This is a genomic window from Streptomyces sp. PH10-H1, assembly GCF_030063355.1.
GTDB lineage: Bacteria > Actinomycetota > Actinomycetes > Streptomycetales > Streptomycetaceae > Actinacidiphila.
This window is the reverse complement of sequence record NZ_JASISZ010000003.1, coordinates 114,034-140,027: the sequence shown is the minus strand read 5'-3', so window position 1 is coordinate 140,027 and position 25,994 is coordinate 114,034. Positions and strand designations below refer to the sequence as shown.

The window sequence follows — 25,994 nt, the reverse complement described above, 5'->3', positions numbered from 1 at the left end:
GGGGCAGTACGACGTAGAGCGGGACTGGTCTCAATCGGCCATGGGTGATCGACGGTGATCACTGTTCGACGGGTGGCCTGGTCACTTCGGGACTGGCGGCGACCGATGAGGCAGTTGTTGCTCCTCAGGCCGTTCGACCCTGCTATGGGAGCTGCTGGCGGCGCTCCTACGGGCGCTGCTACGGGAGCTGCTCCGGGGCGCACGTGATCTCCGTGGCCACAGGGACAGGCCGACCGCGTACGCCGACATGCACAGGGCGCCGGCCGCGACGGCCGGGCCCCAGGCGCCGCTGCCGGCGGGGGCGAACGCGGCGAGCAGCACCAGCGCACTCGCGCCGTACGCGGCGGCCGGGACGTGCCGCGCGCGCAGTTGACGGACGCCGGCCGGGCCCGCGGCGCAGGCGTCGGCGATGAGGAGATACGTCAGCAGCAGGGCCGAGACACAGCACGCCAGCCAGGGCGGCGGGGTACTGAACGCGGCGAGGACGACGCAGCTGACGGCGAAGACCGTATTGCGGTGCGCGGACAGCAGCGCGGTCTTGCGGGCCGAGTACTGGACCGGCCGCCGGGTGACGGCGGGGGCGGCCCACCAGGCGAGCGCGGCCGCGGCGGCCGGCCGCAGCACACCGGCCACGGACAGGTCGGCGGGGAGCGCCGGGTCGCAGGACGCGACGGCCAGCGCGATGCCGAGGAGGCGCACCGGCCAGACGGGAGCCTGGAGAGCGACGGGAGCGAGGGAGGGAGCGGGGGCCGGGGTCATCGGGTCCTGCCCTGGATTCGGGTGCGGAGCAAGGGCGCGAGCGCGAGGTCGAGACTCTTGCCGGCCGCCTGGGCGACCACCGGTATACCGCGCCCCCGCAGGGCGAACCGCATCGCCGCCCGGTCCGCGAGCCAGAGCCGCCGGGCCAGTTGCCCGGCCGTGTCACCGCCCGCGATGTGCGGGGCGCCGGTCGGGATCTCGATGACGACGAGCGGGTTGCCGCGCTGCGCGAGGTCGCCCAGCACCTCCAGGATGCGTTCGTCGGCGAGCTGGGTGATCGCGTAGACCAGCGCGCCGCGGGGCAGCGCGGGCGGCGGCAGGCGCTGGAGGGCGGGGACGGAGTAGCCGAGGTCCTTGCGGACCTCCAGCACGCTCTCGACGATCCGGTAGAAGTAGGCCCCGCCGGAGCCGGGTTGCAGCCAGCGCAGGCTGCCGCCGATCGACACCAGGCCGACCCGGTCGTGGCTGCGCAGATACGCGCGGGTGAGACCGGCCGCGGCGCGTACCGTCTCATCGAGGCCGGAGGCGCCGGTCGCGGGGTCGATGAAGTCGACGAGTGCGTCGACCAGGACGACGGTGTCGGCGGTGCGTTCGGCGGCGAACTGGTTGATCTGGATGCTGCCGCGCCGGGTCGTCGAGGGCCAGTGGATGCGCCGCTGTCGTTCCCCCCACACATGCGGGCGTACGCCGACGACCTCGATGCCGTCGCCGTTCTGCCGGGCGGTGTGCTCACCGAGCCGGTCCGGCAGCCGGACCGGGATGGGGGTGAGGGCGGCCTGCGTGGGCACCGGGAAGACCTGGATCTCGCCGAGCTCCGCGCGGACGGTGCGCCGGGTGAGACCACCGGTGTCGTGGACGTCCACATCGACGGTGCCCAGGCTCCAGCGCCCCCAGCGGCGGGCGGTGAGGGTGAGTTCGACGACCGGCCCGGTCACGGTGAGGACGTTCAGCTCGATGCCGGGGCCGAGGGTGATGCCCGGGTCGAGCCAGCCCACCGCGCCGTCGAAGGCGAGCCGGATGCGGACGGTGATGTCCTCGTTCTCGAAGCAGCGGCGCGGCTCGGTCTCGACTTCGGCGCTCAGCCGGGTGGGACGGCCGGACCCGGTGTCGGACCCGGTGTCGGACCCGGTGTCGGAAACGGTGTCTGAGCCGGAGCTGGAGCCGGACCAGGACCCGGAGACCGCTCCCGGTCCGGCCAGCACGAGGAGTACGACCGGGCCGGCGGCCAGTGCGAGCAGCCATGGGTGGCCGGTGAGCAGCGCGGCGGCCGCCGCCACGGCGGCCACGGTGAGCAGTCGCAGGGCGCGCTCGGTGGCCCGCCAGCCGGGTGGCGGCGGGGCCGGCGGCTCGGCGGGTTCGGCGTTCAGGTCGGTCGGCGCGTCCGGTGAGCCGCCCAGGGCCCGCGCGATGTGCGGCGGCGGGGCCGGCCGCCGGCCGGGTGGCCTTCGGCCCACGGTCATGGCCGGACTGCCGGCCGGGGCGCGCTCTGCCCGGCGGGCAGGGTCTGTGGCGCCGGTACGGTTCTGGCCAGCTCGGCGATCAGGTCGTCGGAGTTGATCTGACGCACCCACAGCTCGGGCCGCAGCGTGACGCGATGGGCGAGGGCCGGGACCACCAGCGCCTTCACGTCCTCCGGGGTGACGTAGTCGCGCCCGTCGAGAACCGCGCGGGCGCGGGCCAGTTGGACGAGCGCGAGGCCGCCACGCGGGGAGGCGCCGACCTGGATCTGCGGATGGGCGCGGGTCGCGCCGATGAGCGCGACGACGTACGCGATCAGATCGTCGTCGACCTCGACGCTCTCCAGACTGGCCCGCATGGCGAGCACCTCGGCGGGCGTGCTCAGGGTGCGCAGTACGGCCTCGGGGGCGGCCCGATCCAGCCGGACGCGGAGCATCGAGGCCTCGTCGCGGGCCGGCAGATAGCCCATCCTGACGCGCAGCAGGAAGCGGTCCAACTGGGCCTCGGGCAGGCTGTACGTGCCCTCGTACTCGATGGGGTTGGCGGTGGCGATGACCACGAACGGGTCGGGGAGCCGCCGGGTCACACCGTCGACCGAGACCTGCGCCTCGGCCATCGCCTCGAGCAGCGCCGCCTGGGTCTTGGGCGGGGTGCGGTTGATCTCGTCGGCGAGCAGCAGATGGGTGAAGAGCGGGCCGGGGCGGAAGACCATGTCGCCGCTGCGCTGGTCGTAGAAGGGCGCGCCGGACACGTCGGAGGGCAGCAGGTCGGGGGTGAACTGGATGCGCCGGAAGTCCAGTCCGAGTGCGGTGGCGAAGGAGCGGGCGAGCAGGGTCTTGCCGAGCCCCGGCAGGTCTTCGATGAGGATGTGGCCGCCGGCGAGGACGCCGAGCATGACCAACCGGAGGGATTCGGGCTTGCCGACCACGGCGCGTTCGATCTCGTCGAGCACGTGGCGGGCGCGCTCACCGGCTTCGCGGGGTGTCATGACCGGTGCCGGTGCCGGTGCCGGTGCCGGTGTCAGGACCTCTGGCCCGGTGCCGGACGGGGTCTGCTGGACGACGGGCTGGGCCGGCTGCGTGGTGGTCACGGTGCTCCTGGGAGGACGTACGGCTCTGCGGCTTTTCGGCTCTGCGGCTCTGCGACGGTGCGGCTCTTCGGCTGTGGGGCGGTTCGGCGGTTCGGCTGGTCAGCGGGCGGCGCCTCCGGCGGTGTCCGCGCGCTACAGGTCGTCGAGGCGGTCGACGACGGCACGCAGCACCTGCGGCGGGATGGCGCCCTCCGGGGCGGGCCGCCGGGGGTCGATCCAGGGCCACAGCTCGGGGCCGACGACGACGGCTGCGCGGTCCGGCTGGGTGCGCAGCGAAATGCCGTGGCGCTCGGCGAGCCGGGCCGAGTACAGCCGCTGCAGTCCCGGGCGCAGGGTGCGCGCGTACCCGTCCCCGTCGGACAGCCCCTGGGAGACCGCCCGGCCCCAGTCGCCCAGCCGGGGCGACCGGCTGCCGAGCAGCCGGACGGGCCGCCGGTAACCATGGTCCTGCGAGTCGAACCCCGTCACATAGCGGGCGGTGAGCAGCGCGACGGCCGTGATGACGACGGCTCCGGAGCCCGCCACCGCGAACCCGCCGGCCAGTGCGAGGACGCCTTCGGTGACGACCGCGGCCGCGATGAGCACGGCCAGCGAGTGGCGCGTGGAGCCGGGGGTCACCGGCCGTCCGCCGGGGCTTGGGGGGTTACGCCCGGGGGACCGTCGCGGCCGTCGGGACCATCCGGATCATCGGGACTGTCCAGGTCATCCGGATCGTCCGGGCCCGTGACGGCGGCCAGTTGGCCCGCGATCGCGTCGAGGGCGGTGCGGGCGCGCAGCAGGTGGCCGTCGTCCATCGGGTGGCTGGAGTAGCGCGCCTCGCGGAAGAGCGCGGTCAGCGTCCGGGCCGCGTCCCCGGTCAGCGTCCCGCCGGTCACGGCCCGGTCCAGCAGGTCCGTCGGGCTGTCCGAGGCGAGCCGGGCGACGCCGGACCGGCCGAGGGTGGACTCCATCGCCGCGTAGCAGGCGATCACCGCGGTGCGGGCGTCCTCGCCGTGCAGGGCCCGGCGGCCCGAGGCGACGGCGCCGGCGAGTGCGCTCTCGGTGGTCTCCGGGACGCCGGTGATGGGCCGGGTGCCGGACTCCGACCGGCCGGCCAGGTACCACCGCAGCCACCGTACGAGCGCCACGGCCAGCACGACCGCGCTCAGTACCGCGACCACGAGGAGCAGCAGATGGAACAGATCGAAGGACGATCCGTCCGCGGCGGGCGTGTCGGCGGCGTGCTGCGCCGGGGCCTGGGTCGCGCGCGGCACGGTCGGTGCGGGGGACGGGGTGTTGCCGTCCCCCGGGGTGTCGAGGCCGTCCTGGACGCCCTGGTAGCTGAGCAGCACCGCGACGGGCACCACCACGGCCGCCGCGGTCAGCAGCACCAGCGCCGCGTCCCGCAGCCGCTCGGCCACTGGATTCGGACCGTCGATGTGCTGGACGGCCCGGCGGTAGTTCGTCACGAGCAGCGCGCCACCGGCCGCGACCGCCAGGGCCAGCAGTACGAGGAACCCGCCGTGGCCGGTCAGCGGGCCGGTGCCGTGCGGGCCGGAGTCGAGCACCGACCGGCCGGTCCCGGCCCGCAGCGCGCTCGCTGCCAGGACCAGGCCGCCCACGGCGGCCGTGGCGAGCAGGGGGACCGGCCGGCCGGTGACTTGCGCCAAGGCGTCAGGCGAGACGCACAGCGCCGGCGAACGGCATCCAGCTCATCTTGCCGACCTCGACGACGCCACCGGGGTGCGGGGCGTGCACGATCTCGTCGTTGCCGAGGTAGATGGCGACATGGCTGATGCCGGAGTAGAAGAACACCAGGTCACCGGGGCGCAGCTCGGACTGCGAGACGCGCGTGCCGTCGTTGATCTGGGTGTACGTGGTGCGGCTGATGCTGATGCCGGCCGAGCGGTAGGCGGCCTGGGTGAGGCCGGAGCAGTCGTACGAGCCCGGGCCGGTGGCGCCGGAGACGTACGGCTTGCCGCGCTGGGCGAGGGCGAAGTCGATGGCTGCGGCGGCGCGACCGCTGGCGGGGCCGTTGTACGTGTAGGTCGCGCTGTTGGAGCTGCCGGACTGCGCGGTGTCCAGCTGGGCGACCTTTTTCCTCTCGTCGGCGCTGAGGCTGTTGAGCAGCTTCTGCGCGTCGGCGAGCTTGGCCTGGACGTTCTTCTTCTCGCGGTCCAGCGTGGTCTGCGAGGCGGTCAGCTCGGCGAGGCTCGCGCCGGCCTTGGCGCCCTCGGCCGTCGACTCCGCCTGCTGGGTGCGGAACTCCTTGATGGCGTCTTCCTGCGTGGCCGACATCCGGTCCACGAGGTGCGACTGCTCAAGGAACTTCTCCGGGTTGTCGGAGAGCAGGAGCGCGGTGGTCTGGTCGACACCGCCGTTGCGGTACTGGGCGGCGGCGAACTGGCCCAGGACGCGGCGCGCGTCGTTCAGCTTCTGCGTCTTCTTCGCGACCTCGGCGAGCAGCAGATCGGCCTTCGCGCGCTGCTGGTCGGTCTTCTCCTTCGCCGCGTTGGCGTGCTCGGTGGCGACTTCGGCTTTTCCACGAAGGTCGTCGATCTGCGCTTTGACCTCGGTGATGGAGGGCTTCGCGGGCGCGGCGCTCGCGGACTCACTCATCAGGGTCACGGTGGCCAGGGCCGCCGCCGTCAGCCCCACGACGGCACGGGGGCCGGTGGACGCGAGTATTCGGGTACGCGGTTTGCGATGCGACGCCAAGGCAGACATTCCTTCCGTGGACCGCTTACCGGGTTAGCTGACGGGTTCGGGCTGGTGGAAGGCTGCCCTACGGAGTGGCGTCCATTGTACGGACGTTCGCCCCGATTCACCCCAAGTCCTGCGTGTGGGTCCCCGGCTCCGGCCTCGCGGCCGGACTCAGCGGAGGCAGCCCGCCGTCGGCTCTTCACCGGCTTGGGAACGAGCTGCCTAGCGGGCCACCGTAGTCAACTTGTGCGACTCTTGGGAAGTTTACTTCGCTACGTGACCGAAATCGCTTCGTTACGTTACCTATTGTGACCGTCGAGCTGACCTGATGTGGGCTTGGTGCGGGCTTGGTGCGGGCTTGGTGCGGGCTTGGAGCGGGCCGGTTATGGGCCGGTTCAGGCCGGGCGCGAAGCCCCGTAAATCGGCATTTCGGTGATCGGGGCGATCTTGACGACCGTGCCGGTGTGGGGAGCGTGAATCATTTCGCCATTGCCGATGTAGAGGCCGACATGGCTGATGTCGTCGTAGAAGAAGATCAGATCGCCGGGCCGCAGATCCGAGGTCGCGACGCGGCTGCCGGAATTCACCTGGTCCCAGGTGGTGCGGGGCAGGTCGATGCCGGCCGCCTTCCAGGCCGCCTGGGTGAGCCCTGAGCAGTCGTACGAAGCCGGGCCCACCGCGCCCCACACATACGGCTTGCCGAGCTGCTTGCGGGCGAAGGCGATGGCCTGCTCGGCCTTGGACGAGGTGGTGCCGGAACCCGTGCCCGTACCGGTGCCGGTCCCCGTCCCCGCGCCGGTCTTCGCGGCCTCCTTCGCGGCGGCATCCCGCGCGGCCTTCTCCTTGGCGGCGATCTCCGCGGCCTGCTTGCGGTCCGCCTCGTCCTTCTTGGCCTGGAGCGCGGCCAGTCGGGCCTTCTCCTGCACGGTGAGGCTGTTGAGGAGCGTCTTCGCCGCCGCCAGCTTGTCCTGGACGGTCTTCTTCTCCGTCCGCAGCTTCGTCTGCGACGTGTTCAGCGTGTCGAGCCCCTTGACGGCCTCGGTGCGCTTCTGCGTCGTCGTGGCCTGCTGGGTACGGAAGTTCTCGACGGCCTGCTGCTGGTTGCCGGTCATCCGCTTCATCTGGTGCGTCTGGTCGAAGAACTGCTCCGGGTTGGCGGAGAGCAGGAACGCGCTCGTCGTGTCGACACCGCCGCTGCGGTACTGGGCGGCCGCGTACTGGCCCAGGACGCGCCGCGCATCGTTGAGCGCCTCGGTCCGCTGCGCCACCTGGCTCAGCAGCGTCTCGACCTTGGAGCTCTGCTGGTCGGCCTGCTCCTTCGCGCCGTTGTAGCGCTCGGTGGCGACCTCGGCGTCATGGTTGAGCGCGTCGACCTTCGCCTTGACCTCTTCTATGGAGGGCGGCTGCGGCTGCGCGGGCGCGGCGCTCGCGGTCTCGCCCAGCAGGGTGACGGTGGCCAGCGCCGCCGCGGTGAGGCCGATGGCCGCGCGGGGGCCGGAGACGGGGAACATGCCGGCGCTTATGCCGGTGCGGGGTTTGCGGTGCGACGCCAAGACGGCATTCCTTCCGTGGACCGCTTACCGGGTTAGCTGTCGGGTTCGGGCTGTCGGAAGGTCGCCCTACGGTCCGTACGGACATTCCCGTGCGGTCCGATTCACCCCAGTGGTGCTGGTGGGTCCCCGGCTGCGGCCTCACGGCCGCACTCAGCGGAGGTGGGCCGTAACGGCGTGGGTGCCGAAGTGGAGGACGGACCGCCTGGTCGGGCACGGTAGCCAACTCCGGTGTCCGCTGGGAAGACCGGTGTCCGATAGGCCCGAAACCATTTCGTGATGTGCGCGCTGTGACCATCGTCGAACACGGAGCGTGAGGGGCGAGGCGGGGTGGGGGCCGCGCCGGGATGTGGCTCGTACGTGGCGGAGTCCGGGAAGCGGAGTGTGAGGTGTCAGTGGGGGCGCCTAGAATCAGTGGGCGATGAGCAGCCTCTTTGACGACAGTTTCCTGGCCGACCTCCAGGCCCCCGACGACGCGGCCGGATCGGCCCCGCCGCCCCCGGAGCCGGGGTCCGCGCACGGGCCGGACGATGCCCCTGACGACCTCTTCGGCGGGCGCTTCAACGAGCCCCCGAGCGGTGGCCGGGACGCGTACTACCGGGACGGCGCCGCCCGGCCCGTCGTCGATCCCGCCCAGCTCCTGGAGGGGCTGAACGAGCAGCAGCGCGCCGCCGTCGTGCACGCGGGCGGGCCGCTGCTCATCGTCGCGGGCGCCGGATCGGGCAAGACGCGGGTGCTGACGCACCGCATCGCCCACCTCCTGGGCGCGCGCGGCGTGCACTCGGGCGAGATCCTCGCGATCACCTTCACCAACAAGGCCGCGGGCGAGATGAAGGAGCGCGTCGAGGAGCTGGTCGGCCCGCGCGCCAAGGCGATGTGGGTCTCGACCTTCCACAGCGCCTGCGTGCGCATCCTGCGCCGCGAGAGCAAGCAACTCGGCTTCACGTCCAGCTTCTCGATCTACGACGCGGCCGACTCCAAGCGCCTCATGGCGCTGGTCTGCCGCGATCTGGATCTGGACCCGAAGCAGTTCCCGCCGAAGGCGTTCAGCGCGCAGGTCTCGAACCTCAAGAACGAGCTGATCGACGAGGAGGACTACGCCCGGCAGGCGGAGAACGCCTTCGAGAAGAAGGTCGCCGAGGCGTACGCGCTCTACCAGGCCCGGCTGCGGCAGGCCAACGCCCTCGACTTCGACGACATCATCATGACCACCGTGCACCTGCTCCAGGCGTTCCCCGACGTCGCCGAGCACTACCGGCGCCGCTTCCGCCATGTGCTCGTCGACGAGTACCAGGACACCAACCACGCCCAGTACACCCTGGTGCGCGAGCTGGTCGGGACCGGCGAGAACACCGCCGAGCTGTGTGTGGTGGGTGACGCCGACCAGAGCATCTACGCCTTCCGCGGCGCCACGATCCGCAACATCCTGCAGTTCGAAGAGGACTACCCGCAGGCCACCACGATCCTGCTGGAGCAGAACTACCGCTCCACCCAGACGATCCTGACGGCCGCGAACGCCGTCATCGAACGCAACGCGGGGCGCCGCGCGAAGAACCTGTGGACCGAGGCCGGCGACGGCCCGGTCATCATCGGCTATGTCGCCGATCAGGAGCACGACGAGGCGCAGTACATCGCCGAGGAGATCGACCGGCTGACGGACGCGGGCGACTCCCGGCCCGGCGATGTTGCCGTCTTCTACCGCACCAACGCCCAGTCGCGTGTCTTCGAAGAGGTCTTCATCCGCGTCGGCCTGCCCTACAAGGTCGTCGGCGGAGTGCGCTTCTACGAGCGCAAGGAAGTCCGCGACATCCTCGCCTACCTGCGCGTTCTGTCGAACCCCGAGGACACCGTCCCGCTCCGCCGGATTCTGAACGTGCCCAAGCGCGGTATCGGCGACCGGGCCGAGGCGATGATCGACGCCCTGTCGCTGCGCGAGAAGATCTCCTTCGCTCAGGCGCTGCGCCGGGTCGACGAGGCGTACGGCATGGCCGCCCGCTCCTCGAACGCGGTCAAGCGGTTCAACGAGCTGCTGGAAGAACTGCGCACCATCGTCGAATCGGGCGCCGGGCCCGCGACCGTCCTCGAGGCGGTGCTGGAACGGACCGGCTATCTGGCGGAGCTCCAGGCCTCCACGGATCCGCAGGACGAGACCCGCGTCGAGAACCTGCAGGAACTCGCCGCCGTCGCCCTGGAGTTCGAGCAGGAGCGGGCCGCCGCCGAGGACGCCGAGCCGGGGACGCTCGGGGAGTTCCTGGAGCGGGTCGCGCTGGTCGCCGACTCCGACCAGATCCCGGACGACGAGGAGGGCGGCGGTGTCATAACGCTGATGACGCTGCACACCGCCAAGGGCCTGGAGTTCCCGGTGGTCTTCCTCACTGGCATGGAGGACGGCGTCTTCCCGCACATGCGGGCCCTGGGGCAGACCAAGGAGCTGGAGGAGGAGCGGCGGCTCGCCTACGTCGGCATCACGCGGGCACGCGAGCGGCTGTACGTGACGCGTTCGACGATGCGCAGCGCGTGGGGCCAGCCGTCCTACAACCCGGCCTCGCGCTTCCTGGAGGAGATCCCGCCCACGCTGATCGACTGGAAGCGGACCGGCCCGGTGGCCGGGCCGGGGGCCGCGATGTCCGCGGCGGCGTCCTCGCTGTCCTCGTCGCAGTCCGCGCGCGCCAAGGCGGGGTCCAAGGGCTTCGCGACGCGGCGTACGACGGACCGGCCGGTGATCGCGCTGACGGTCGGGGACCGCGTCACCCACGACCAGTTCGGCCTCGGGACCGTCGTCGGCGTCAGCGGCACGGGGTCGGACGCGCAGGCGACCGTCGACTTCGGCGAGGAGAAGCCGAAGCGGCTGCTGCTGCGGTACGCGCCGGTCGAGAAGCTCTGACGCGGGGTCCGGGCGACGGAGGGGGTTGGGGGGCGACAGCGGGGGCTGGGGTGACGGCGGGGGCCGGCCCTCAGCGGGGGTCTATGCCATGCGCCAGCAGCCACGGCAGCGGATCGATCGCCGCACCGCCGTGCGGCCGGACCTCGAAGTGCAGGTGCGGGCCGGTGGTGTTGCCGGTGTTGCCGGAGTAGGCGATTTGCTCGCCGGCCTTGACCGTACCGGACCGGATCTTGGTGCTGCTCAGGTGGCAGTACCAGGTCTCGGTGCCGTCGGGGGCGGTCACTATGGCCATGTTGCCGTAGGAACCGTTCCACTGGGTGCGGATCGTGCCGTCGGTCACGGCCATCACGGGGGTGCCGTAGCTGACCGGGAAGTCGATTCCGGTGTGGACCGACATCCAGTTGACGCCGGCCTGGCCGAAGTACGCGCTCAGCCCGCGCTGCGCCACCGGCAGCAGGAACTTCGGCCGCTGGGCCTCCTTGCGCGCCGCCGCGTCGGCCTTCGTCTTCTTCGCGGCGGCCTCGCGGTCCTTGAGGTCGATCCGCTCCTGCGTACGGCTGGCCCGGGTGGCGAAGTCGTCGGCGTTGGAGGTCACTCCGGCGAGCTGCGTGTCGAGCTTCGAGGCGACGGGGTTGGTGGCGCCCGTACCGGAGGCCTGGGTCCTGCTCGTGTCATGGGCGCCGGCCGAGCCGGTGACGGCCGCGGCGGCGACAGCCGCGACGCCCATCACCGCTACGGACGGCACCGCGATGGTCAGCAGCGCGGAGCGCCGTGCGGGCCGCCGGCGGCGGCTGCCGCTTCCACCGCTGCGGGTGGCCACAGGAGTCGGGACCAGTTCGGGCTCGCGCTCGGGCTCGCGCTCGGGGTCGCGCTCGGGGTCGCGCTCGGGGTCGCGCTCGGGCTCGGGGTCGGGCTCAGCACCGGGACCGACGGCCAGGTCGTGGTCCTGAGCTGCGTCGTGATCCAGGTCGTCCGCGAGTCCGGGCTTTGGTTCGTGCGCGGGTTCGTGTGCCGGGCCGGGCTCGGGAGTGGTCTCCGGCTCGTACCCGTACGTGTTCTCGTATGAGGTCGCGTACTCGTTGCCGTACGCGTTCCCGTAGTCATTGCCGTACTCGTTGTGCCCCTGCCCGGCCTCATACTGCGGCGCGGCCGCGTATTCGGGCTCGGGAGCGTAGCTTTGCTCCACGTGCGTGGCCTGTGCGGGCACGCTGTAGGCGCCGGTGTCCCAGGACATCGCGTCGTAGCTGCCGGTCTGGTGGCTGCCGGTGTCCTGGCATGCGGCGTTGTAGCCGTACGCCGCGTACTGCGGGTATTGACCGGAGTCCCAGTCCTGCTGCTGAGGCGGTGGGGACTGCTGGGGGTAGGCCTGATAGCCCACGGTCTGGGCCTGCCAGAAGCCGCTCGCGTCGTAGCTTCCGGTCTCGTAGCCGGCCGTGTCGTAGCCGTGCTGGGCCGGCTGCGGAACGAATGCGTAGCTGCCCGTGGAGCCGGCGCCCGTGGAGTCGGTCATCGCTCCGAAGAGCGGATCGCCGTCCGCGAAGGTGGTGCCGATGTTCTGGTGCGAGCCCGTGGAAAAGGTGTCGTAGCCATAAGCACCATGGTCGGGGGAGTACCCCGACGGGTGACGATCGTTCACCGCCTACTTCTCTTTCGCCTCGGCTGCAGGAGAATTAGCGGTGACTGTAGCCCCCTACCCCCGACGGCGACAATCTTCGGCAGCGTTCGGGCCTCCGCAATGCGTTGTGTTCGAATCGAATTCGATAGCTATGCCGCATCCTCGGCGCCCATGGACCGCTCCTCGCCGACCAGGGCCTGGCGTATCCCGGCCGCCACGGTGGCGTGCACCGGCAGTGCGAGATGACCGATTCCGGCGACTTGCACATTGTGTACCGTCAGGTCGGGATGGTCGATGCGGGCGGTTTCCACCGGGATCATCAATTGGTCCAGGTCGCTCCAGAAGGCGACGAAATGCGTGCGGCAGCCGGGGGCTGCCTTTGCCAATTCGCGCATGAGATCGGAACCCGGACGCATTTGCCGGACGATCGGGTGCGGGGTCAGCAGCGGGACCGCGCGGGTCCCGGAGTGCGGGGTCCCCAGCGTGACCAGCGTGCGCACCCGGGCGTCCCCGCCGAGGCGCTGCACGTAGTAGCGGGCGATCAGGCCGCCGAGGCTGTGGCCGACGATGTCCACCTGGCGCTGCCCGGTCTGCCGGCAGACCTGCTCGACATGGCGGCCGAGCAGTGCGGCGGCGGTGCGGACGTCGCAGCTGAGCGGGGAGTAATTGAGCGCCTGGACGTGCGTCCAGCCATGCTTTCGCAGCGAACGGCGCAGCAGGGTGAAGACCGAGCGGTTGTCCACGAAGCCGTGCAGCAGCAGGACGGGCCGGTGCGCCGCCGGACCCCCGGCAGCCAGCCGGGACGCGCCGGAATCCGCGCCCGGTCCCACTCCGGGGCAGGGGCCGGGGTGAGGGTTTGGGCTGGGGTTAGGGCTGGGGCCGGTGGGCGTGCCGGGCTGGTCGCGCTCCGGAAGGATCCCGGTCGGATAGAGGAAGAGATGGCCGGTCAGGATGACGATCTCGAATACTGCGGCTCGTAGGAGAGCGGTGCTGCGCAGCAGACGGCCCGCGGCAACCGATCCGAACGACAGGGCCCCCATGGCCCACCTCCCGTACGGCACGACGGGAGGCAGCTCCGTCCCCCGTGTGCCCTAGCCCGGGGAGTCGTACATCCAGCCCGCACCGCCGCGACGTGCGGCTGACGGCGCGCCGATGCGGCTGGCCACGGCTCCCCGAGAACGCGTTGGACCCGCGAACCGACTCCCGCTGACCGGAGGCCGACGGCGGGCCCAACGCACTACGAACGTGTCCCACCGTGTGATTTCCCCCTCGGTCCGCACTGCGAAACTGTCAGGTGCGGGATGCTGGGGATAACGTTCGTTCACGCTCGGTCCCGCTTGTGGTCCCGCTCGGTCGGCGACGGTGCCGGCAATTGTCATGGAGGCAGTGATGGGAGTGTCCGGTCCGATCCGCGTGGTGGTGGCCAAGCCGGGTCTCGACGGTCATGATCGCGGGGCCAAGGTCATCGCCAGGGCGCTGCGTGACGCCGGCATGGAGGTCATCTACACCGGCCTCCACCAGACCCCGGAACAAGTGGTCGACACCGCGATCCAGGAGGACGCCGACGCGATCGGACTCTCGATCCTCTCCGGTGCCCACATGACGCTCTTCGCGAAGGTTCTCGAGCTGCTGAAGGACCGTGACGCCGAGGACATCAAGGTCTTCGGCGGCGGCATCATCCCCGAGGCGGACATCGCTCCCCTCAAGGAGCTCGGCGTCGCCGAGATCTTCACCCCCGGCACGCCCACCGGTGACGCGGTCGCCTGGGTCCGCGCCAACGTCCGCCAGGGCGCCGAAGCCTGATCCCCGCCGGGGGCCACGTGGGTCCTGGGCGTCCCGGGTGCCCGGACCTCCCGGGCGGGAGGCTCCGGAGAGCCCGGTGACCGTCTCCTGCCCGGCCGGATCATGAGGCCGGAGAGGCAGGGCCGGCCGGGGAGGCAGGGCCGGCCGGGGAGGCCGGGCTCTGCGGGTTGAGTTCCGCGAGCATCGTGGCGCGCAGCCGCAGCGTGCCGAACAGTCGCTGGAACGCCTCGGCCCAGTAGCCGCCCGCGCCGGGAGAGCCGTCGGCCTGTTCCTCCGGGACGGCGGTCAGAACGGTGACCTGGTCGGCCTCCGCCGGGTCGAGACACCGTTCGGCCAGGCCCATGACACCGCTGAAACTCCACGGATAGCTGCCCGCGTCCCGGGCGATGTCGAGAGCGTCGACCACGGCCCGGCCCAAGGGCCCGGCCCAGGGGACATCGCAGACGCCGAGCATCTGGAACGCCTCGGACAGGCCGTGCGTGGCGATGAACCGGGCCACCCACTCCGCGCGTTCGTCCCCCGGCAGGACGGACAGCAGCTTGGCCGGGTCGCCGACCGCGGCGACCGGTGACGCCGGGGCCGGCGGCGGACCGAGCAGGGCGCGGGCCCACGCGGGGTCGCGCTGCCGCACCGCCGCCCGGCACCAGGCGGCGTGCAGATCGGGCTGCCAGTCGTCCCCCACGGGCAGCGCGATGATCTGTTCCGGGCCGCGGCCGCCGAACCGGGCCGTCCAGGTGGCCAGCGGGGTCGCGTCCACCAGCTGTCCGAACCACCAGGCCCGTTCGCCGCGCCCATTGGGCGGGTGCGCGGCGACTCCGTCGCGTTCCATCGCGGCATCGCACTCGTACGGTGCCTCCACCACGATCCCGACCCCGGCCGCCTTCGCACCGCCGTCGCCCTCGCCCTCGACATGGCCGACCGATACGCAACTGCGGGCCCGTTCGGCCATGCGCGCGGCCAGCGCGGAGCCGGGCAGCGCCGACAGCAGCTCGGCGGCGGTCGCCCGGACATTGCGGCTGCGGTCCGTCAGCGCCTGTTCCAGGAACGGCTCATCGGCGGGTGACAGTCCCTCGCGCAGCGAATCGAGGAACATCAGCCGGTCCTCCGCTCGCTCGCTCGTCCAGGTGGACCGCAGCAGCGCGAGCGCGGCCTTCGCGTCGTGCCCGCGCAGCCGGGCCAGCAGCGCCACCCGTTCGGCGAACAGGCCCTCCTCCCACAATCGCTGGACCGCTGCCGGATCCCCGGCCGCCGGCTCCAGCCCCCTGACCCCGGCCCGCAGCGCGAACTTCCATTCCGGGTTCAGCTCGGCCAGCCACAGCGCGCGGGGTCCGGCAAGGGCCAGGGCGTCGGTCCGGAGGTCGGTCCGGGCGCGAGCGGCGTCGAGCAGGTCCGGCAGCAGGGCCGGCGGGGCGGCGTAGCCGTGCCGCCGTGCCGCAGCGAGCCACTGCGGGAGCAGCTCGGCGAGGTTGGGCGCCGTGCCGCGTCTGCCCCCCGAGGAGCCGCCGCCCGCCGAGCGGTCCGCCAGCAGCAGCCCCAGCCTGCGGCGCGCCGCGGCGGGCAGCATGGGCCGTACATCCGGCGCGGCGGGCGCCGGACGCTCCCGCGCCATGGCCGGCCGCAGGCCCGCTCGGCGGCTCACCGTGCCGATCGCCGCCGCGTCGAGCAGCGCTGTCGCCGGGTCCGTGCGCGGGCCCGCGGACAACGGCGGCGGCCTGCGGTCCGTGCCGAGCAGCGCACTGCCGACGAGGTCGGCCCAGCTGGCGTTCATCGTTCCCCCTCGATTTCGCCCGCCCACCCCGCCCGTTGCCCTCAATCGCCGGGCGGACTTGATGGGGAGCACTGTGCGGTTGTCGGGTGGATGGTGGGGCGTGGGTGGCCCGGCCGGGGTGGTCACTTGTGGCGGGAAGGACGGATCACGACCGGTCCCTTCGCCGCCGGGACCGCCCAGGATTCGCCGGACAGGCACTGGCCCGCTGTGGGCCGTGCCTACAGGGGGACGGGAGTGGCGTCGGAGCCCCAGGCGGTGAGGGGGCGGACGCCGGTGTGGCCGAGTTCGGCGAAGAGCGTGACGGGGTGGCCGCCCGAGACGGCGGCAAGCCGCCAAGGACCGCGCCCGGCGATCGGCAGGGCGTCCGGGCTGTCGGCGTCGGCGAGCTGCCAGCCGCTGGGGCCTGGGCCGGGTATGGGGACGACGCCGGACAGGACGACCGGCCAGGCGTCGAGCCACGGGTCGTCCGCGAGGGCGGCTCCGTAGGCGGCGAGTGCGGGACCGACCGGGACGCCGGCCGGCACGGTGCCGGGCGCGGCAGGGCCGTGGCTCTCGCCGAGGACGGCGCGCAGTGGCTGGGCCGAGGGGTAGTAGGCGACCTCGGCGTCCAGAGTCAGCCCGACCGGGAGCGCCAGTTCGGGCGCGCGGCCCGCCGCGCCGAAGGCGAGGAGCATGGCGACCCGTCCTGCGGTGGCGCCTTGCAGCCATATCCGACGGGTGGTCAGCCGGTCGTCCGACGTGTCGAGTTGGGCGAGGACGAGCCATCGGTCCCGGATCGTGGGGCCGGCCAGCAGCTCGGCGGTATCCGTGGTGAAGCCGACGCGGGAGCGCACCGTGGCGGCCAGCGGACCGGGCAGCCGCTGCTCACCCAGATACCCCTGGGTGAGCAGATGGAGCAGGGCGGACTCCTCCAGCAGCCGCGACGGCCAGTCGCCACCCGCCGACGCGACGGCCCCCAACTCCCTTACGCAGGTGGCCAGTCCTGGTGCCTGCGCATCGACCATGCGGGCGGCGATCTCATCCCATTTCTGGTAGCCCTCCCGGTCCGCACCGGCCAGGCCGCCGCGCAGCAGGTCGGTCAGCCGCTGCTCCAGCTCGGTGACGCCCGCCGTCACGCGCTGGGCGCGCCGTTCGGCGCGGCGCCGCGCCGCCTCCGGGTCGGCGGGCTTCGCCGGTCCGGCCGCGGCGGCCCTGGCCCGCTCCTGCCGGCTGTCGAGCCACTCCGTCACCCAGTCCGGCGCCTGCGCCTGCCCGACGGCCCCACTCGACGTCTCGGACCACAGGAGCAGCAGCCCGAGCGCGTGCTTGCACGGGAACTTGCGGCTCGGGCAACTGCACTTGCATCCGGGACCTTTCGTGTCCACGACCGTCTGATACGGCTTGCTGCCGCTGCCCGCGCACATGCCCCAGACCGCAGCGCCGGCGGTACCCGTACCGGACCAGGACGCGGGCATCGCGAGTCTGGATCCGGCCTTCCGTGATGCCGCGTCAGGAGCGAGTGCCAGCACCTGATCCGTAGTCCACCGTTCCTCCATGCCACGACCGTAGGTGCCGCCACTGACAATGCGTCCGACCTGGGACTTCACCCGTTGTCAGTGGCGTGGTGCATGGTGGAAATCACCGGCGGACCGCGGGGTCCGGCGGCACAGGACAGGGGGATTCATGGCAGTCATGCCCACCGACATCGAGGATGCTCCGGAAGGCGCTCTGCGGCCGCACGCCGAGGAGGCCTTCGCACATGAGCTGAAGGCCCTCGCCGCGGCCGACGACCGTCCGCGGCCGGCTCGTTGGAATCTCTCCCCGTGGGCGGTGGCCCTGTATCTGCTCGGTGGTTCGCTGCCTGACGGCACGGTCATCACGCCCAAGTACGTCGGTCCCCGGCGCATCGTCGAGGTCGCTGTCACCACCCTCGCCACCGACCGCGCGCTGCTGCTGCTCGGCGTGCCCGGCACCGCCAAGACCTGGGTGTCCGAGCATCTCGCCGCCGCGATCAGCGGCGACTCGACGCTGCTCGTCCAGGGCACGGCCGGCACACCGGAGGAGGCCATCCGCTACGGCTGGAACTATGCGGAGCTGCTCACCAACGGCCCGAGCCGCAATGCTCTCGTGTCGAGTCCCGTCATGCGGGCGATGGCCGAGGGCCGGATCGCGCGGGTGGAAGAGCTGACCCGCATTCCCGCCGATGTGCAGGACTCGCTCATCACGATCCTGTCCGAGAAGACGTTGCCGATACCGGAGTTGGGGTCGGAGACCCAGGCCGTCCGCGGTTTCAATCTGATCGCCACCGCCAATGACCGCGACCGCGGCGTCAATGAGCTGTCCAGCGCGCTGCGCCGCCGGTTCAACACGGTCGTGCTGCCACTGCCCGCCTCGGCGGAGGACGAGATCGACATCGTCACCCGCCGGGTCGACCAGCTCGGCCGGGGGCTCGATCTTCCCTCGGTCCCCGCGGGCGCGGACGAGATCCGCCGGGTCGTCACCGTCTTCCGGGAACTGCGCGGCGGGGTGACCGCCGACGGCAGGACGAAAGTGAAGTCACCGTCGGGCACGCTCTCGACGGCCGAGGCGATCTCGGTGGTGACCAACGGCCTGGCGCTCGCCGCCCACTTCGGTGACGGTGTGCTGAGAGCGGGCGATATCGCGGCCGGCATCCTCGGCGCGGTCGTTCGCGACCCGGCCGCCGACCGGGTGATCTGGCAGGAGTATCTGGAGACGGTCGTCCGCGAGCGCGAGGGCTGGAAGGACTTCTACCGCGCCTGCCGGGAGGCGAGCGCATGAGTGCGCCGGCCGTCGTGACACCCGCGATGCCGCCGTCCCCGGCACCCGCCGCGGTCCCGGCGGGAGTCGCCCTGCTCGGGGTGCGGCACCACGGGCCCGGGTCCGCGCGTGCGGTGCGCGCCGCGCTCGACGCCTACCGGCCGGGGACCGTGCTGATCGAGGGGCCGCCGGAGGCCGACGCGCTTGTCGGGCTCGCCGCGGAGGAGGGCATGCGGCCACCGGTCGCGCTGCTCGCGCACGTCCTGGACGATCCGGCGCGGGCCGCCTTCTGGCCCTTCGCGGAGTTCTCGCCGGAATGGGTGGCGATCCGCTGGGCCGCGGAACAGGGCGTGCCGGTCGCCTTCATCGATCTGCCCGCCGCACATTCCCTGGCTCTGCGAGCGACGGAAGGCCACCAGGAAACGGAAGAAACGGAAGAAACGGAAGAAGGGGGAGAAGGAGAAGGGGAGGGAGCTGTAGGCGAGGGGGCGCCGGCCGCTGATGGGGCGGCGGCCCAGGCCCTGCGCATCGACCCGCTGGCCGTGCTCGCGGAAACGGCCGGCTACGACGACCCGGAGAGGTGGTGGGAGGACGCGGTCGAACACCGGGGGACCGCCGCCGGTGCGGATCCGCTGGCGCCGTTCGCCGCGCTGGCCGATGCGATGGGCGCACTGCGAGAGATGTACGGACACGGCGGCCATGACGACGACCCGGCGCGCGAGGCTCATATGCGACTGCGGATCCGGGAGGCCCGGCGTGCCCACGACCGGGTCGCGGTGGTCTGCGGGGCGTGGCATGTGCCGGCGCTCGCCGAGCCGGTCACCGTCGCTGCGGACCGGCAGCTGCTGAAGGGGCTGCCCAAGGTGAAAGTGGAGATGACCTGGGTGCCGTGGACCCACCGCCGGTTGTCGCGGCACAGCGGATACGGCGCGGGAATCGACTCCCCCGGCTGGTACGGCCATCTGTTCGGGGCGCCGGACCGTCCGGTCACCCGGTGGATGACCAAGGTCGCGGGGCTGCTCCGCGCGGAGGACCTGCCGGTCTCCTCCGCGCATGTCATCGAGGCGGTGCGGCTCGCCGACACCCTCGCGGCCATGCGCGGCCGCCCGCTCGCCGGACTCAGCGAGACGACGGACGCGGTCCGGGCGGTGATGTGTGACGGCTCCGACATACCGCTCGCGCTCATCCGGGACCGTCTCGTCGTGGGGGACGTCCTGGGGGAGGTGCCGGACAGTGCGCCCGCCGTGCCGCTGGCCCGGGATCTGACGCGGGAACAGCGCAGGCTCCGGCTGAAGCCGGAGGCGCTGGAACGCGAACTGGAACTGGACCTGCGCAAGGAGACCGACGCGGGCCGCAGCCGGCTGCTGCACCGGCTGCGGCTGCTGGGCATCGAGTGGGGCGAGCAGGTGCGCTCGCGCGCCGGGACCGGGACGTTCCGGGAGAGCTGGCGGCTGCGCTGGGAGCCGGAGCTGGCGGTCCGGGTCGCCGAGGCCGGGGTGTGGGGCACGACGCTGCTCTCCGCGGCGACGGCGAAGGCCGAGGAGGGCGCGGTGCGCGCCTCCGCGCTGGCCGAGGTGACCGCGCTCGCCGAGCGCTGCCTGGTGGCGGGACTCCCGGACGCGCTGCCGGTGGTGATGCGGGTGCTGGCCGACCGGGCCGCGCTGGAGACCGATGTCGGCCACCTTGCCCAGGCGTTGCCCGCCCTCGTACGCTCCGCCCGCTACGGCGATGTGCGCGGCACGGACTCCGCGGCGCTCCGCAAGGTCGCCGAGGGGCTGGCGGAAAGGGTCTGCATCGGGCTGCCCCCCGCCTGTGTCGGCCTCGACGCGGACGGCGCCGCCGAGATGCGCGGCCACGCGGACGCGGCGCACCGGGCGATCGGCCTCCTCCAGTCCGACACCCTCCGCGAGCGATGGGCGGTGATGCTGCGGGCGATCGCCGAACGGGACGGGGCGATACCGGGGTTGCTGCGCGGCAGCGCCGCGCGGCTGCTGATGGACGACGGACGGCTCGACGAGACGGAGGCCGCCCGGCTGATGGGGCTCGCCCTGTCGCCGGGCACGCCGTCGGCCGAGGCCGCCGCGTGGCTGGAGGGCTTCCTCGCAGGCGGCGGCATGCTCCTCGTCCACGACGAGCGGCTGCTCGCACTGGTCGACGGCTGGCTCGCCGCCGTACCGGCCACCGCGTTCAACGACGTACTGCCGCTGCTGCGGCGCACGTTCAGCGAGTTCGAGCCCGGCGTCCGCCGCACCGTCGGCGAGCTGGTCAGGCGCGGTACCTCGGGTCCGCGCGCGGCCGCCGCCGGAGACGCGGTGCCGGGCTTCGGCGCCGGATACGACGAGGCACGGGTGGCGGCGGCGCAGCCGGTCCTGCGATTGCTGCTGGGGCTCACGGATGTCGAGGACACGGACGACGGGGACGCGTCCGGCGCGGATACGCACGACGCGAACCACACGGAGGGGGATGCCGGATGACCGACGACACGACGGCTGCCGATGAACGGCTGCGCCGCTGGCGGCTGGTGCTCGGCGGGGGAGCCGCCGACGGGACGGGCCGCGATCTCGCCGGGCGCGACGCGGCGATGGACCGCACCCTCGGCGCGCTCTACGGCGGAGGCGGAAGCGGGGCCGGCGCGGACGGCAAGGCCGACCGGGCGGCCGGTCTCGGCGGCTCCGCGCCGCAGGTCGCACGCTGGCTCGGCGACATCCGTACGTACTTCCCGACCTCCGTCGTCCAGGTGATGCAGCGTGACGCGATCGACCGGCTCGGCCTGTCGGCGCTGCTGCTGGAGCCGGAGATGCTGGAGGCCGTCGAGGCGGATGTTCATCTCGTCGGCACGCTGCTCTCGCTGAACAAGGCGATGCCGGAGACGACCAAGGAGACGGCACGGGCCGTGGTCCGCAAGGTCGTCGAGGACTTGGAGAAGCGGCTCGCCACCCGCACCCGCGCAACTCTGACGGGCGCCCTCGACCGGTCCGCGCGGATCAGCCGCCCCCGCCACCGGGACATCGACTGGGACCGCACGATCCGCGCCAACCTCAAGCACTTCCTCCCCGAGCACGGCACGATCGTGCCCGAGCGGCTGATCGGGTACGGCCGGGCGTCACAGGCGGTGAAGAAGGACGTCGTCCTCTGCATCGACCAGTCGGGTTCGATGGCCGCCTCGGTCGTCTACGCCTCGGTGTTCGGCGCGGTCCTGGCCTCCATGCGGAGCATCGACACCAGACTCGTCGTCTTCGACACCGCGGTCGTCGATCTGACCGACCAGCTGGACGACCCGGTGGATGTGCTCTTCGGCACACAGCTCGGCGGCGGCACCGATATCAACCGGGCGCTCGCCTACTGCCAGTCGCTGATCACCCGGCCGGCTGAAACCGTCGTCGTGCTCATCAGCGATCTCTACGAGGGCGGGATCCGCGACGAGATGCTCAAACGGGTGGCCGCCATGAAGGCAGCAGGGGTGCAGTTCGTGGCACTGCTGGCGCTGTCGGACGAGGGCGCGCCGTCCTACGACCGTGAGCACGCGGCGGCCCTGGCCGCTCTCGGCGCCCCGGCTTTCGCCTGCACGCCGGACCTGTTTCCCGAGGTCATGGCCGCCGCGATAGAGAAACGACCGCTGCCCGTACCAGAAGTCTGACGCGAGCCTGACAATGCACTCTGTGACCGTTCTCACCGCTCACATGTGACCTGCGATTTAGGGACCTACGGCCCACGGGGATAACCTGCGAGACGGACATGCCGCGTACTTCGGTGACCGTGTGCGCCCTCCTTGTGACCGCGTAGTCACGCTTCCCGTATCGGCACGTTCGCGCAGAAAACAAACCGCGATCACCAAGGACGGACGCGCGTGGACCTGTTCGAGTACCAGGCGAGGGATCTCTTCGCCAAGCACGGTGTACCGGTGCTGGCCGGTGAAGTCATCGAGACGCCCGAGGCGGCTCGTGAGGTGACCGAGCGTCTGGGTGGCCGTGCGGTCGTCAAGGCGCAGGTCAAGGTCGGTGGCCGAGGCAAGGCCGGCGGCGTGAAGCTCGCCTCCGACCCGGATGACGCGGTCGCGAAGGCCGACGCAATCCTCGGCATGGACATCAAGGGCCACACGGTCCACAAGGTGATGCTTGCCGAGACCGCTGACATCGCGGAGGAGTACTACGTCTCCTTCCTGCTGGACCGCACCAACCGCACCTTCCTCGCCATGGCGTCCGTAGAGGGCGGCGTGGAGATCGAGATCGTCGCGGAGGAGAACCCCGACGCGCTGGCCAAGATTCCGGTCGACGCCAACGAGGGCTGCACCCCGGAGAAGGCCGCCGAGATCGTCGCCGCGGCCAAGTTCCCGGCCGAGATCGCCGGCCAGGTGGCCGACGTTCTGCAGAAGCTGTGGACCGTCTTCATCAAGGAGGACGCCCTCCTCGTCGAGGTCAACCCGCTGATCAAGTCCGGTGACGGCAAGATCATCGCGCTCGACGGCAAGGTGTCCCTCGACGAGAACGCCGAGTTCCGCCAGCCGGACCACGCGGCCCTTGAGGACAAGGACGCCGCCAACCCGCTGGAGGCCGCGGCCAAGGCCAAGAACCTCAACTACGTCAAGCTCGACGGCGAGGTCGGCATCATCGGCAACGGCGCGGGTCTCGTCATGAGCACACTTGACGTCGTCGCGTACGCCGGTGAGAAGCACGGCGGCGTGAAGCCCGCCAACTTCCTCGACATCGGTGGCGGCGCCTCCGCCGAGGTCATGGCGAACGGCCTCGAGATCATCCTCGGCGACCCGGACGTCAAGTCCGTCTTCGTCAACGTCTTCGGTGGCATCACCGCGTGCGACGAGGTCGCCAACGGCATCGTCCAGGCCCTGGAGCTGCTCAAGTCCAAGGGCGAGGTCGTCAGCAAGCCGCTGGTCGTCCGTCTCGACGGCAACAACGCGGAGCTGGGTCGCAAGATCCTGACCGACGCCAACCACCCGCTCGTACAGCGTGTGGACACCATGGACGGCGCGGCCGACAAGGCCGCCGAGCTCGCGGCTGCGAAGTAAGGGACAAGGTCACCACACCATGGCTATTTTCCTGACCAAGGAAAGCAAGGTCATCGTCCAGGGGATGACCGGCGCCACGGGCATGAAGCACACCAAGCTCATGCTTGCGGACGGCACCAACATCGTTGGCGGCGTCAACCCGCGCAAGGCCGGCACGACCGTCGACTTCGACGGCACCGAGGTGCCGGTGTTCGGCTCCGTCGCCGAGGCCATCGAGAAGACCGGTGCCGATGTCACTGTCATCTTCGTGCCGCCGAAGTTCGCGAAGGACGCCGTCGTCGAGGCGATCGACGCCGAGATCGGCCTGGCCGTCGTGATCACCGAGGGCATCACGGTGCACGACTCCGCCTCGTTCTGGGCGCACGCCGGCGCCAAGGGCAACAAGACCCGCATCATCGGCCCGAACTGCCCCGGTCTCATCACGCCGGGCCAGTCCAACGCCGGCATCATCCCGGGCGACATCACGAAGCCGGGCCGCATCGGCCTGGTCTCGAAGTCCGGCACGCTCACGTACCAGATGCTGTACGAGCTGCGTGACCTCGGCTTCTCGTCCGCCGTCGGCATCGGTGGCGACCCGATCATCGGCACCACCCACATCGACGCGCTGGCCGCGTTCGAGGCGGACGCCGACACCGACCTGATCGTCATGATCGGTGAGATCGGTGGCGACGCCGAGGAGCGGGCCGCGGACTACATCAAGGCCCACGTGACGAAGCCGGTCGTCGGCTACGTCGCGGGCTTCACGGCCCCCGAGGGCAAGACCATGGGCCACGCGGGCGCCATCGTCTCCGGTTCGTCGGGCACCGCCCAGGCGAAGAAGGAGGCCCTGGAGGCCGCAGGCGTCCAGGTCGGCAAGACCCCGTCGGAGACGGCTCGCCTGGCGCGCGCCATTCTCGCGGGCTGACGATTGTCGGCTGACAGCTGAGTGGTTTCGCGCGACGACGCGGGCTCGTCCCCTTCGGGGGCGGGCCCGCGTTCGCGTTCAGTGACGTTCGGCTCTGCGGGACTTCGTCTGCGGCGTGCCGTCCAGCGGGCGGGGACGTTCGTCAGTTGCCCGGCGCTGCCGGCGGATGGACCGGCGGACGCGGCAGCCAGGCCGGCGGCTCAGGGGCCGGATCCTGACGGGCCGGATGCTGACGGACTGGATGCTGCGGGGTGGCGACCTCGCGGCCGATCCGGCCCGCCTCCGGTACGCCCTGCCCCGGCGTGGCGGCGGGTGGAGCTGTCATCCACATCGGCCGCGCGCGTTGCGGCGGCGCCTCGATGCCATGGCCGGACGTCACCACCATCGCGACTCCCGCGGCCCCGGCGATCACAGCCGTCAGCGCCACCGCGGCCAGGGTCCTGCGCCGCATGCCGCGTTCGCTCGCCCCGCGGACCCGGGTCGCGGGGACCGTCAGGACCGCCGGGTCAGCGGGGACGGCCGGAACAGCGGGGACCCGGGCCGACGCCGTCGCCGGGTCGGAGCCCGCCGCGAGAATCGCGTGCAGCCGTGCCGGTGCCTCCTCGCCCAGTTCCGGGACCGCCGCGATGAGCGCCGCACGTGCCCGGGTGATCCGGTTCGCCATCGTCACCGTGTTGGCCTCGCTCTCGGCGGCCGCCGCCGGCAGATCGAGCCCCAGCCCGTCGTAGAGCAGGATCGCCTGCCGGTTCGGAGACGGCAGCCGCAGCAACGCCGCCCGTAGCGCCCGGTCCTGGTCAGGCCCGAGCCGCGTCCGGGCCACCGCCCGTGGATGCGCCCGGCGTCCCGGCACCCACCGCTGCCACGGCGCGAACGCGTACTCGTACGCCGCTGCCCGCACCCAGCCGACCGGATACGGATCCACCGCGACCTCCGGCCACCGCTGCCACGCCAGATCGAACGCACGCTTCACGGCATGCCGCGCGAAGCGCGGATTCCCGGTCAGCAGGTTCATCTGCCGCACCAAGTCGCCTGCGCTGTGCGTGTAGAGGGCGTCGAAGGCGGTCTCCGCCGCCTTCGACACCCTCGCGGCCTCCTCAGCCTCCTCAGCCTTCTCGGCCGGCGCCGCCGTCGGCTCCGCCGCCGTGAGCACGGTGCCGCTCAGTGCCGCGTCGGGTCCGACGGCCTTCCGAACCTTTGCCGGCGGCTGTTCACGCCGCGCGGCGGTGGTCGCCTGGACTGTCGAGGGGGCCGCCGAGGGGGCCGCCGTGTGGGTCGCCACGGGGGCGGTCGTGCGGGTGCCGCTGGGTTTCGGTGCGGGTGCGACGACCGGTTCCGACGCTGGTACGGGGGTGGTGGCGGGTTGCGTGGGGGGCAGTGTGCTGCGCTCGGCGACTGCGCCATTCTCGGGGCCCTTGGCTGCGGGGGCGTTCGGACCGTGCGTGGGGGCGTTCCCGCCCGTACCCGTCGCGCCGGCCGCGCTCGGTGTTGTGGCCGTGCCGCCCACCCGGGGTGCCAGGCCCGCGCCTCGCTCGGCGGGTGGTTTGCGTCGCTTTCGGGGTTCGGGGGAAGTGGTGGTCGATGACGGGGTGGCCGTGGGCGGCGCTGGGCGGCGCTTCGCCGATGCGCGGGGCTCGGGGCACGGGGGCGGTTGCGGTTTGGGGGCAGCGGCCCGCTTCGGAGCCGTCACGTGCCCGACCTCAC

The 25,994-nt window shown here is 72.1% G+C and carries 19 protein-coding genes and 2 riboswitches; of the genes, 7 read left to right on the top strand and 12 right to left on the bottom strand.

Annotated elements, in window-relative coordinates; genetic code table 11:
- Positions 1-81: 81 nt before the first annotated feature.
- The 7 genes from QMK24_RS03250 to QMK24_RS03220 all read right to left on the bottom strand — a co-directional run bounded on the left by QMK24_RS03250 (position 82) and on the right by QMK24_RS03220 (position 7,542).
- A complete protein-coding gene (locus QMK24_RS03250) occupies positions 82-759 on the bottom strand; it encodes a hypothetical protein (protein ID WP_283463514.1) in 678 nt (225 codons plus the stop codon).
- On the bottom strand, positions 756-2,219 hold the full coding sequence (locus QMK24_RS03245; RefSeq protein ID WP_283463513.1) for a DUF58 domain-containing protein: 1,464 nt from the start codon (positions 2,217-2,219) through the stop codon (positions 756-758). Before QMK24_RS03245 ends, QMK24_RS03250 begins: the two co-directional genes overlap by 4 nt.
- Entirely contained in the window at positions 2,216-3,205 is a 990-nt protein-coding gene (locus QMK24_RS03240) for an AAA family ATPase (RefSeq protein ID WP_283463641.1), read from the bottom strand. The genes QMK24_RS03245 and QMK24_RS03240 overlap by 4 nt, the downstream gene beginning before the upstream one ends.
- 234 nt (positions 3,206-3,439) lie before the next feature.
- Positions 3,440-3,925 (bottom strand): hypothetical protein, encoded by a 486-nt coding sequence (locus QMK24_RS03235; protein WP_283463512.1) that lies wholly within the window; start codon positions 3,923-3,925, stop codon positions 3,440-3,442.
- A complete protein-coding gene (locus tag QMK24_RS03230; protein ID WP_283463511.1) occupies positions 3,922-4,956 on the bottom strand; it encodes a DUF4129 domain-containing protein in 1,035 nt (344 codons plus the stop codon). Before QMK24_RS03230 ends, QMK24_RS03235 begins: the two co-directional genes overlap by 4 nt.
- A 4-nt stretch (positions 4,957-4,960) precedes the next feature.
- Positions 4,961-6,013: a C40 family peptidase gene (locus tag QMK24_RS03225; RefSeq protein WP_349307835.1), complete on the bottom strand. Its 1,053-nt coding sequence runs from the start codon at positions 6,011-6,013 to the stop codon at positions 4,961-4,963.
- Positions 6,012-6,176: riboswitch (cyclic di-AMP (ydaO/yuaA leader) on the bottom strand. (Overlaps the previous gene by 2 nt.)
- A 208-nt stretch (positions 6,177-6,384) precedes the next feature.
- A complete protein-coding gene (locus tag QMK24_RS03220) occupies positions 6,385-7,542 on the bottom strand; it encodes a C40 family peptidase (RefSeq protein ID WP_283463508.1) in 1,158 nt (385 codons plus the stop codon).
- 6 nt (positions 7,543-7,548) lie between these two features.
- Positions 7,549-7,708: riboswitch (cyclic di-AMP (ydaO/yuaA leader) on the bottom strand.
- 252 nt (positions 7,709-7,960) lie between these two features.
- On the opposite strand from QMK24_RS03220, the gene pcrA reads away from it, so the two are divergent.
- Positions 7,961-10,423, top strand: coding sequence for a DNA helicase PcrA (gene pcrA / locus QMK24_RS03215; protein WP_283463507.1), 2,463 nt, complete (start codon positions 7,961-7,963; stop codon positions 10,421-10,423).
- A gap of 70 nt (positions 10,424-10,493) precedes the next feature.
- Here the strand turns inward: pcrA and QMK24_RS03210 are convergent, their stop codons facing one another.
- Positions 10,494-12,059 carry a peptidoglycan DD-metalloendopeptidase family protein gene (locus tag QMK24_RS03210; RefSeq protein ID WP_283463505.1) on the bottom strand — a complete coding sequence of 522 codons (1,566 nt, stop codon included), beginning with the start codon at positions 12,057-12,059 and terminating at the stop codon, positions 10,494-10,496.
- Positions 12,060-12,187: 128 nt separating this feature from the next.
- Positions 12,188-13,078, bottom strand: coding sequence for an esterase/lipase family protein (locus tag QMK24_RS03205; protein ID WP_283463504.1), 891 nt, complete (start codon positions 13,076-13,078; stop codon positions 12,188-12,190).
- Between the two features lie 349 nt (positions 13,079-13,427).
- Here QMK24_RS03205 and icmB point away from each other — a divergent pair, with 349 nt between their 5' ends.
- On the top strand, positions 13,428-13,841 hold the full coding sequence (gene icmB / locus QMK24_RS03200) for a coenzyme B12-dependent isobutyryl CoA mutase small subunit (protein WP_283463503.1): 414 nt from the start codon (positions 13,428-13,430) through the stop codon (positions 13,839-13,841).
- A gap of 100 nt (positions 13,842-13,941) precedes the next feature.
- Here the strand turns inward: icmB and QMK24_RS03195 are convergent, their stop codons facing one another.
- Both QMK24_RS03195 and QMK24_RS03190 read right to left on the bottom strand, forming a co-directional pair.
- Positions 13,942-15,609 carry a DUF5691 domain-containing protein gene (locus tag QMK24_RS03195; protein ID WP_283463502.1) on the bottom strand — a complete coding sequence of 556 codons (1,668 nt, stop codon included), beginning with the start codon at positions 15,607-15,609 and terminating at the stop codon, positions 13,942-13,944.
- A 218-nt stretch (positions 15,610-15,827) separates the two neighbouring features.
- Entirely contained in the window at positions 15,828-17,144 is a 1,317-nt protein-coding gene (locus QMK24_RS03190) for an SWIM zinc finger family protein (protein ID WP_283463501.1), read from the bottom strand.
- Between the two features lie 127 nt (positions 17,145-17,271).
- Between QMK24_RS03190 and QMK24_RS03185 the strand changes: the two genes are divergently transcribed.
- From QMK24_RS03185 to sucD, 5 genes are all read left to right on the top strand, one after another.
- On the top strand, positions 17,272-18,387 hold the full coding sequence (locus QMK24_RS03185) for an ATP-binding protein (RefSeq protein WP_283463500.1): 1,116 nt from the start codon (positions 17,272-17,274) through the stop codon (positions 18,385-18,387).
- A 26-nt stretch (positions 18,388-18,413) separates the two neighbouring features.
- Positions 18,414-20,840, top strand: a complete 2,427-nt coding sequence (locus QMK24_RS03180) for a DUF5682 family protein (RefSeq protein ID WP_283463640.1) — start codon at positions 18,414-18,416, stop codon at positions 20,838-20,840.
- Complete coding sequence (locus QMK24_RS03175) at positions 20,837-22,003, top strand: VWA domain-containing protein (RefSeq protein WP_283463499.1); 1,167 nt, start codon at positions 20,837-20,839, stop codon at positions 22,001-22,003. The genes QMK24_RS03180 and QMK24_RS03175 overlap by 4 nt, the downstream gene beginning before the upstream one ends.
- A 210-nt stretch (positions 22,004-22,213) precedes the next feature.
- Positions 22,214-23,389 (top strand): ADP-forming succinate--CoA ligase subunit beta, encoded by a 1,176-nt coding sequence (gene sucC, locus QMK24_RS03170; protein ID WP_283463498.1) that lies wholly within the window; start codon positions 22,214-22,216, stop codon positions 23,387-23,389.
- A gap of 19 nt (positions 23,390-23,408) precedes the next feature.
- On the top strand, positions 23,409-24,293 hold the full coding sequence (gene sucD, locus QMK24_RS03165) for a succinate--CoA ligase subunit alpha (RefSeq protein ID WP_283463497.1): 885 nt from the start codon (positions 23,409-23,411) through the stop codon (positions 24,291-24,293).
- Between the two features lie 142 nt (positions 24,294-24,435).
- On the opposite strand, the gene QMK24_RS03160 is transcribed toward sucD, so the two are convergent.
- The gene (locus QMK24_RS03160) at positions 24,436-25,572 is read right to left on the bottom strand and encodes a sigma factor-like helix-turn-helix DNA-binding protein (protein WP_283463496.1); all 1,137 of its coding nucleotides are present in this window, start codon (positions 25,570-25,572) and stop codon (positions 24,436-24,438) included.
- Positions 25,573-25,994 lie beyond the last annotated feature (422 nt).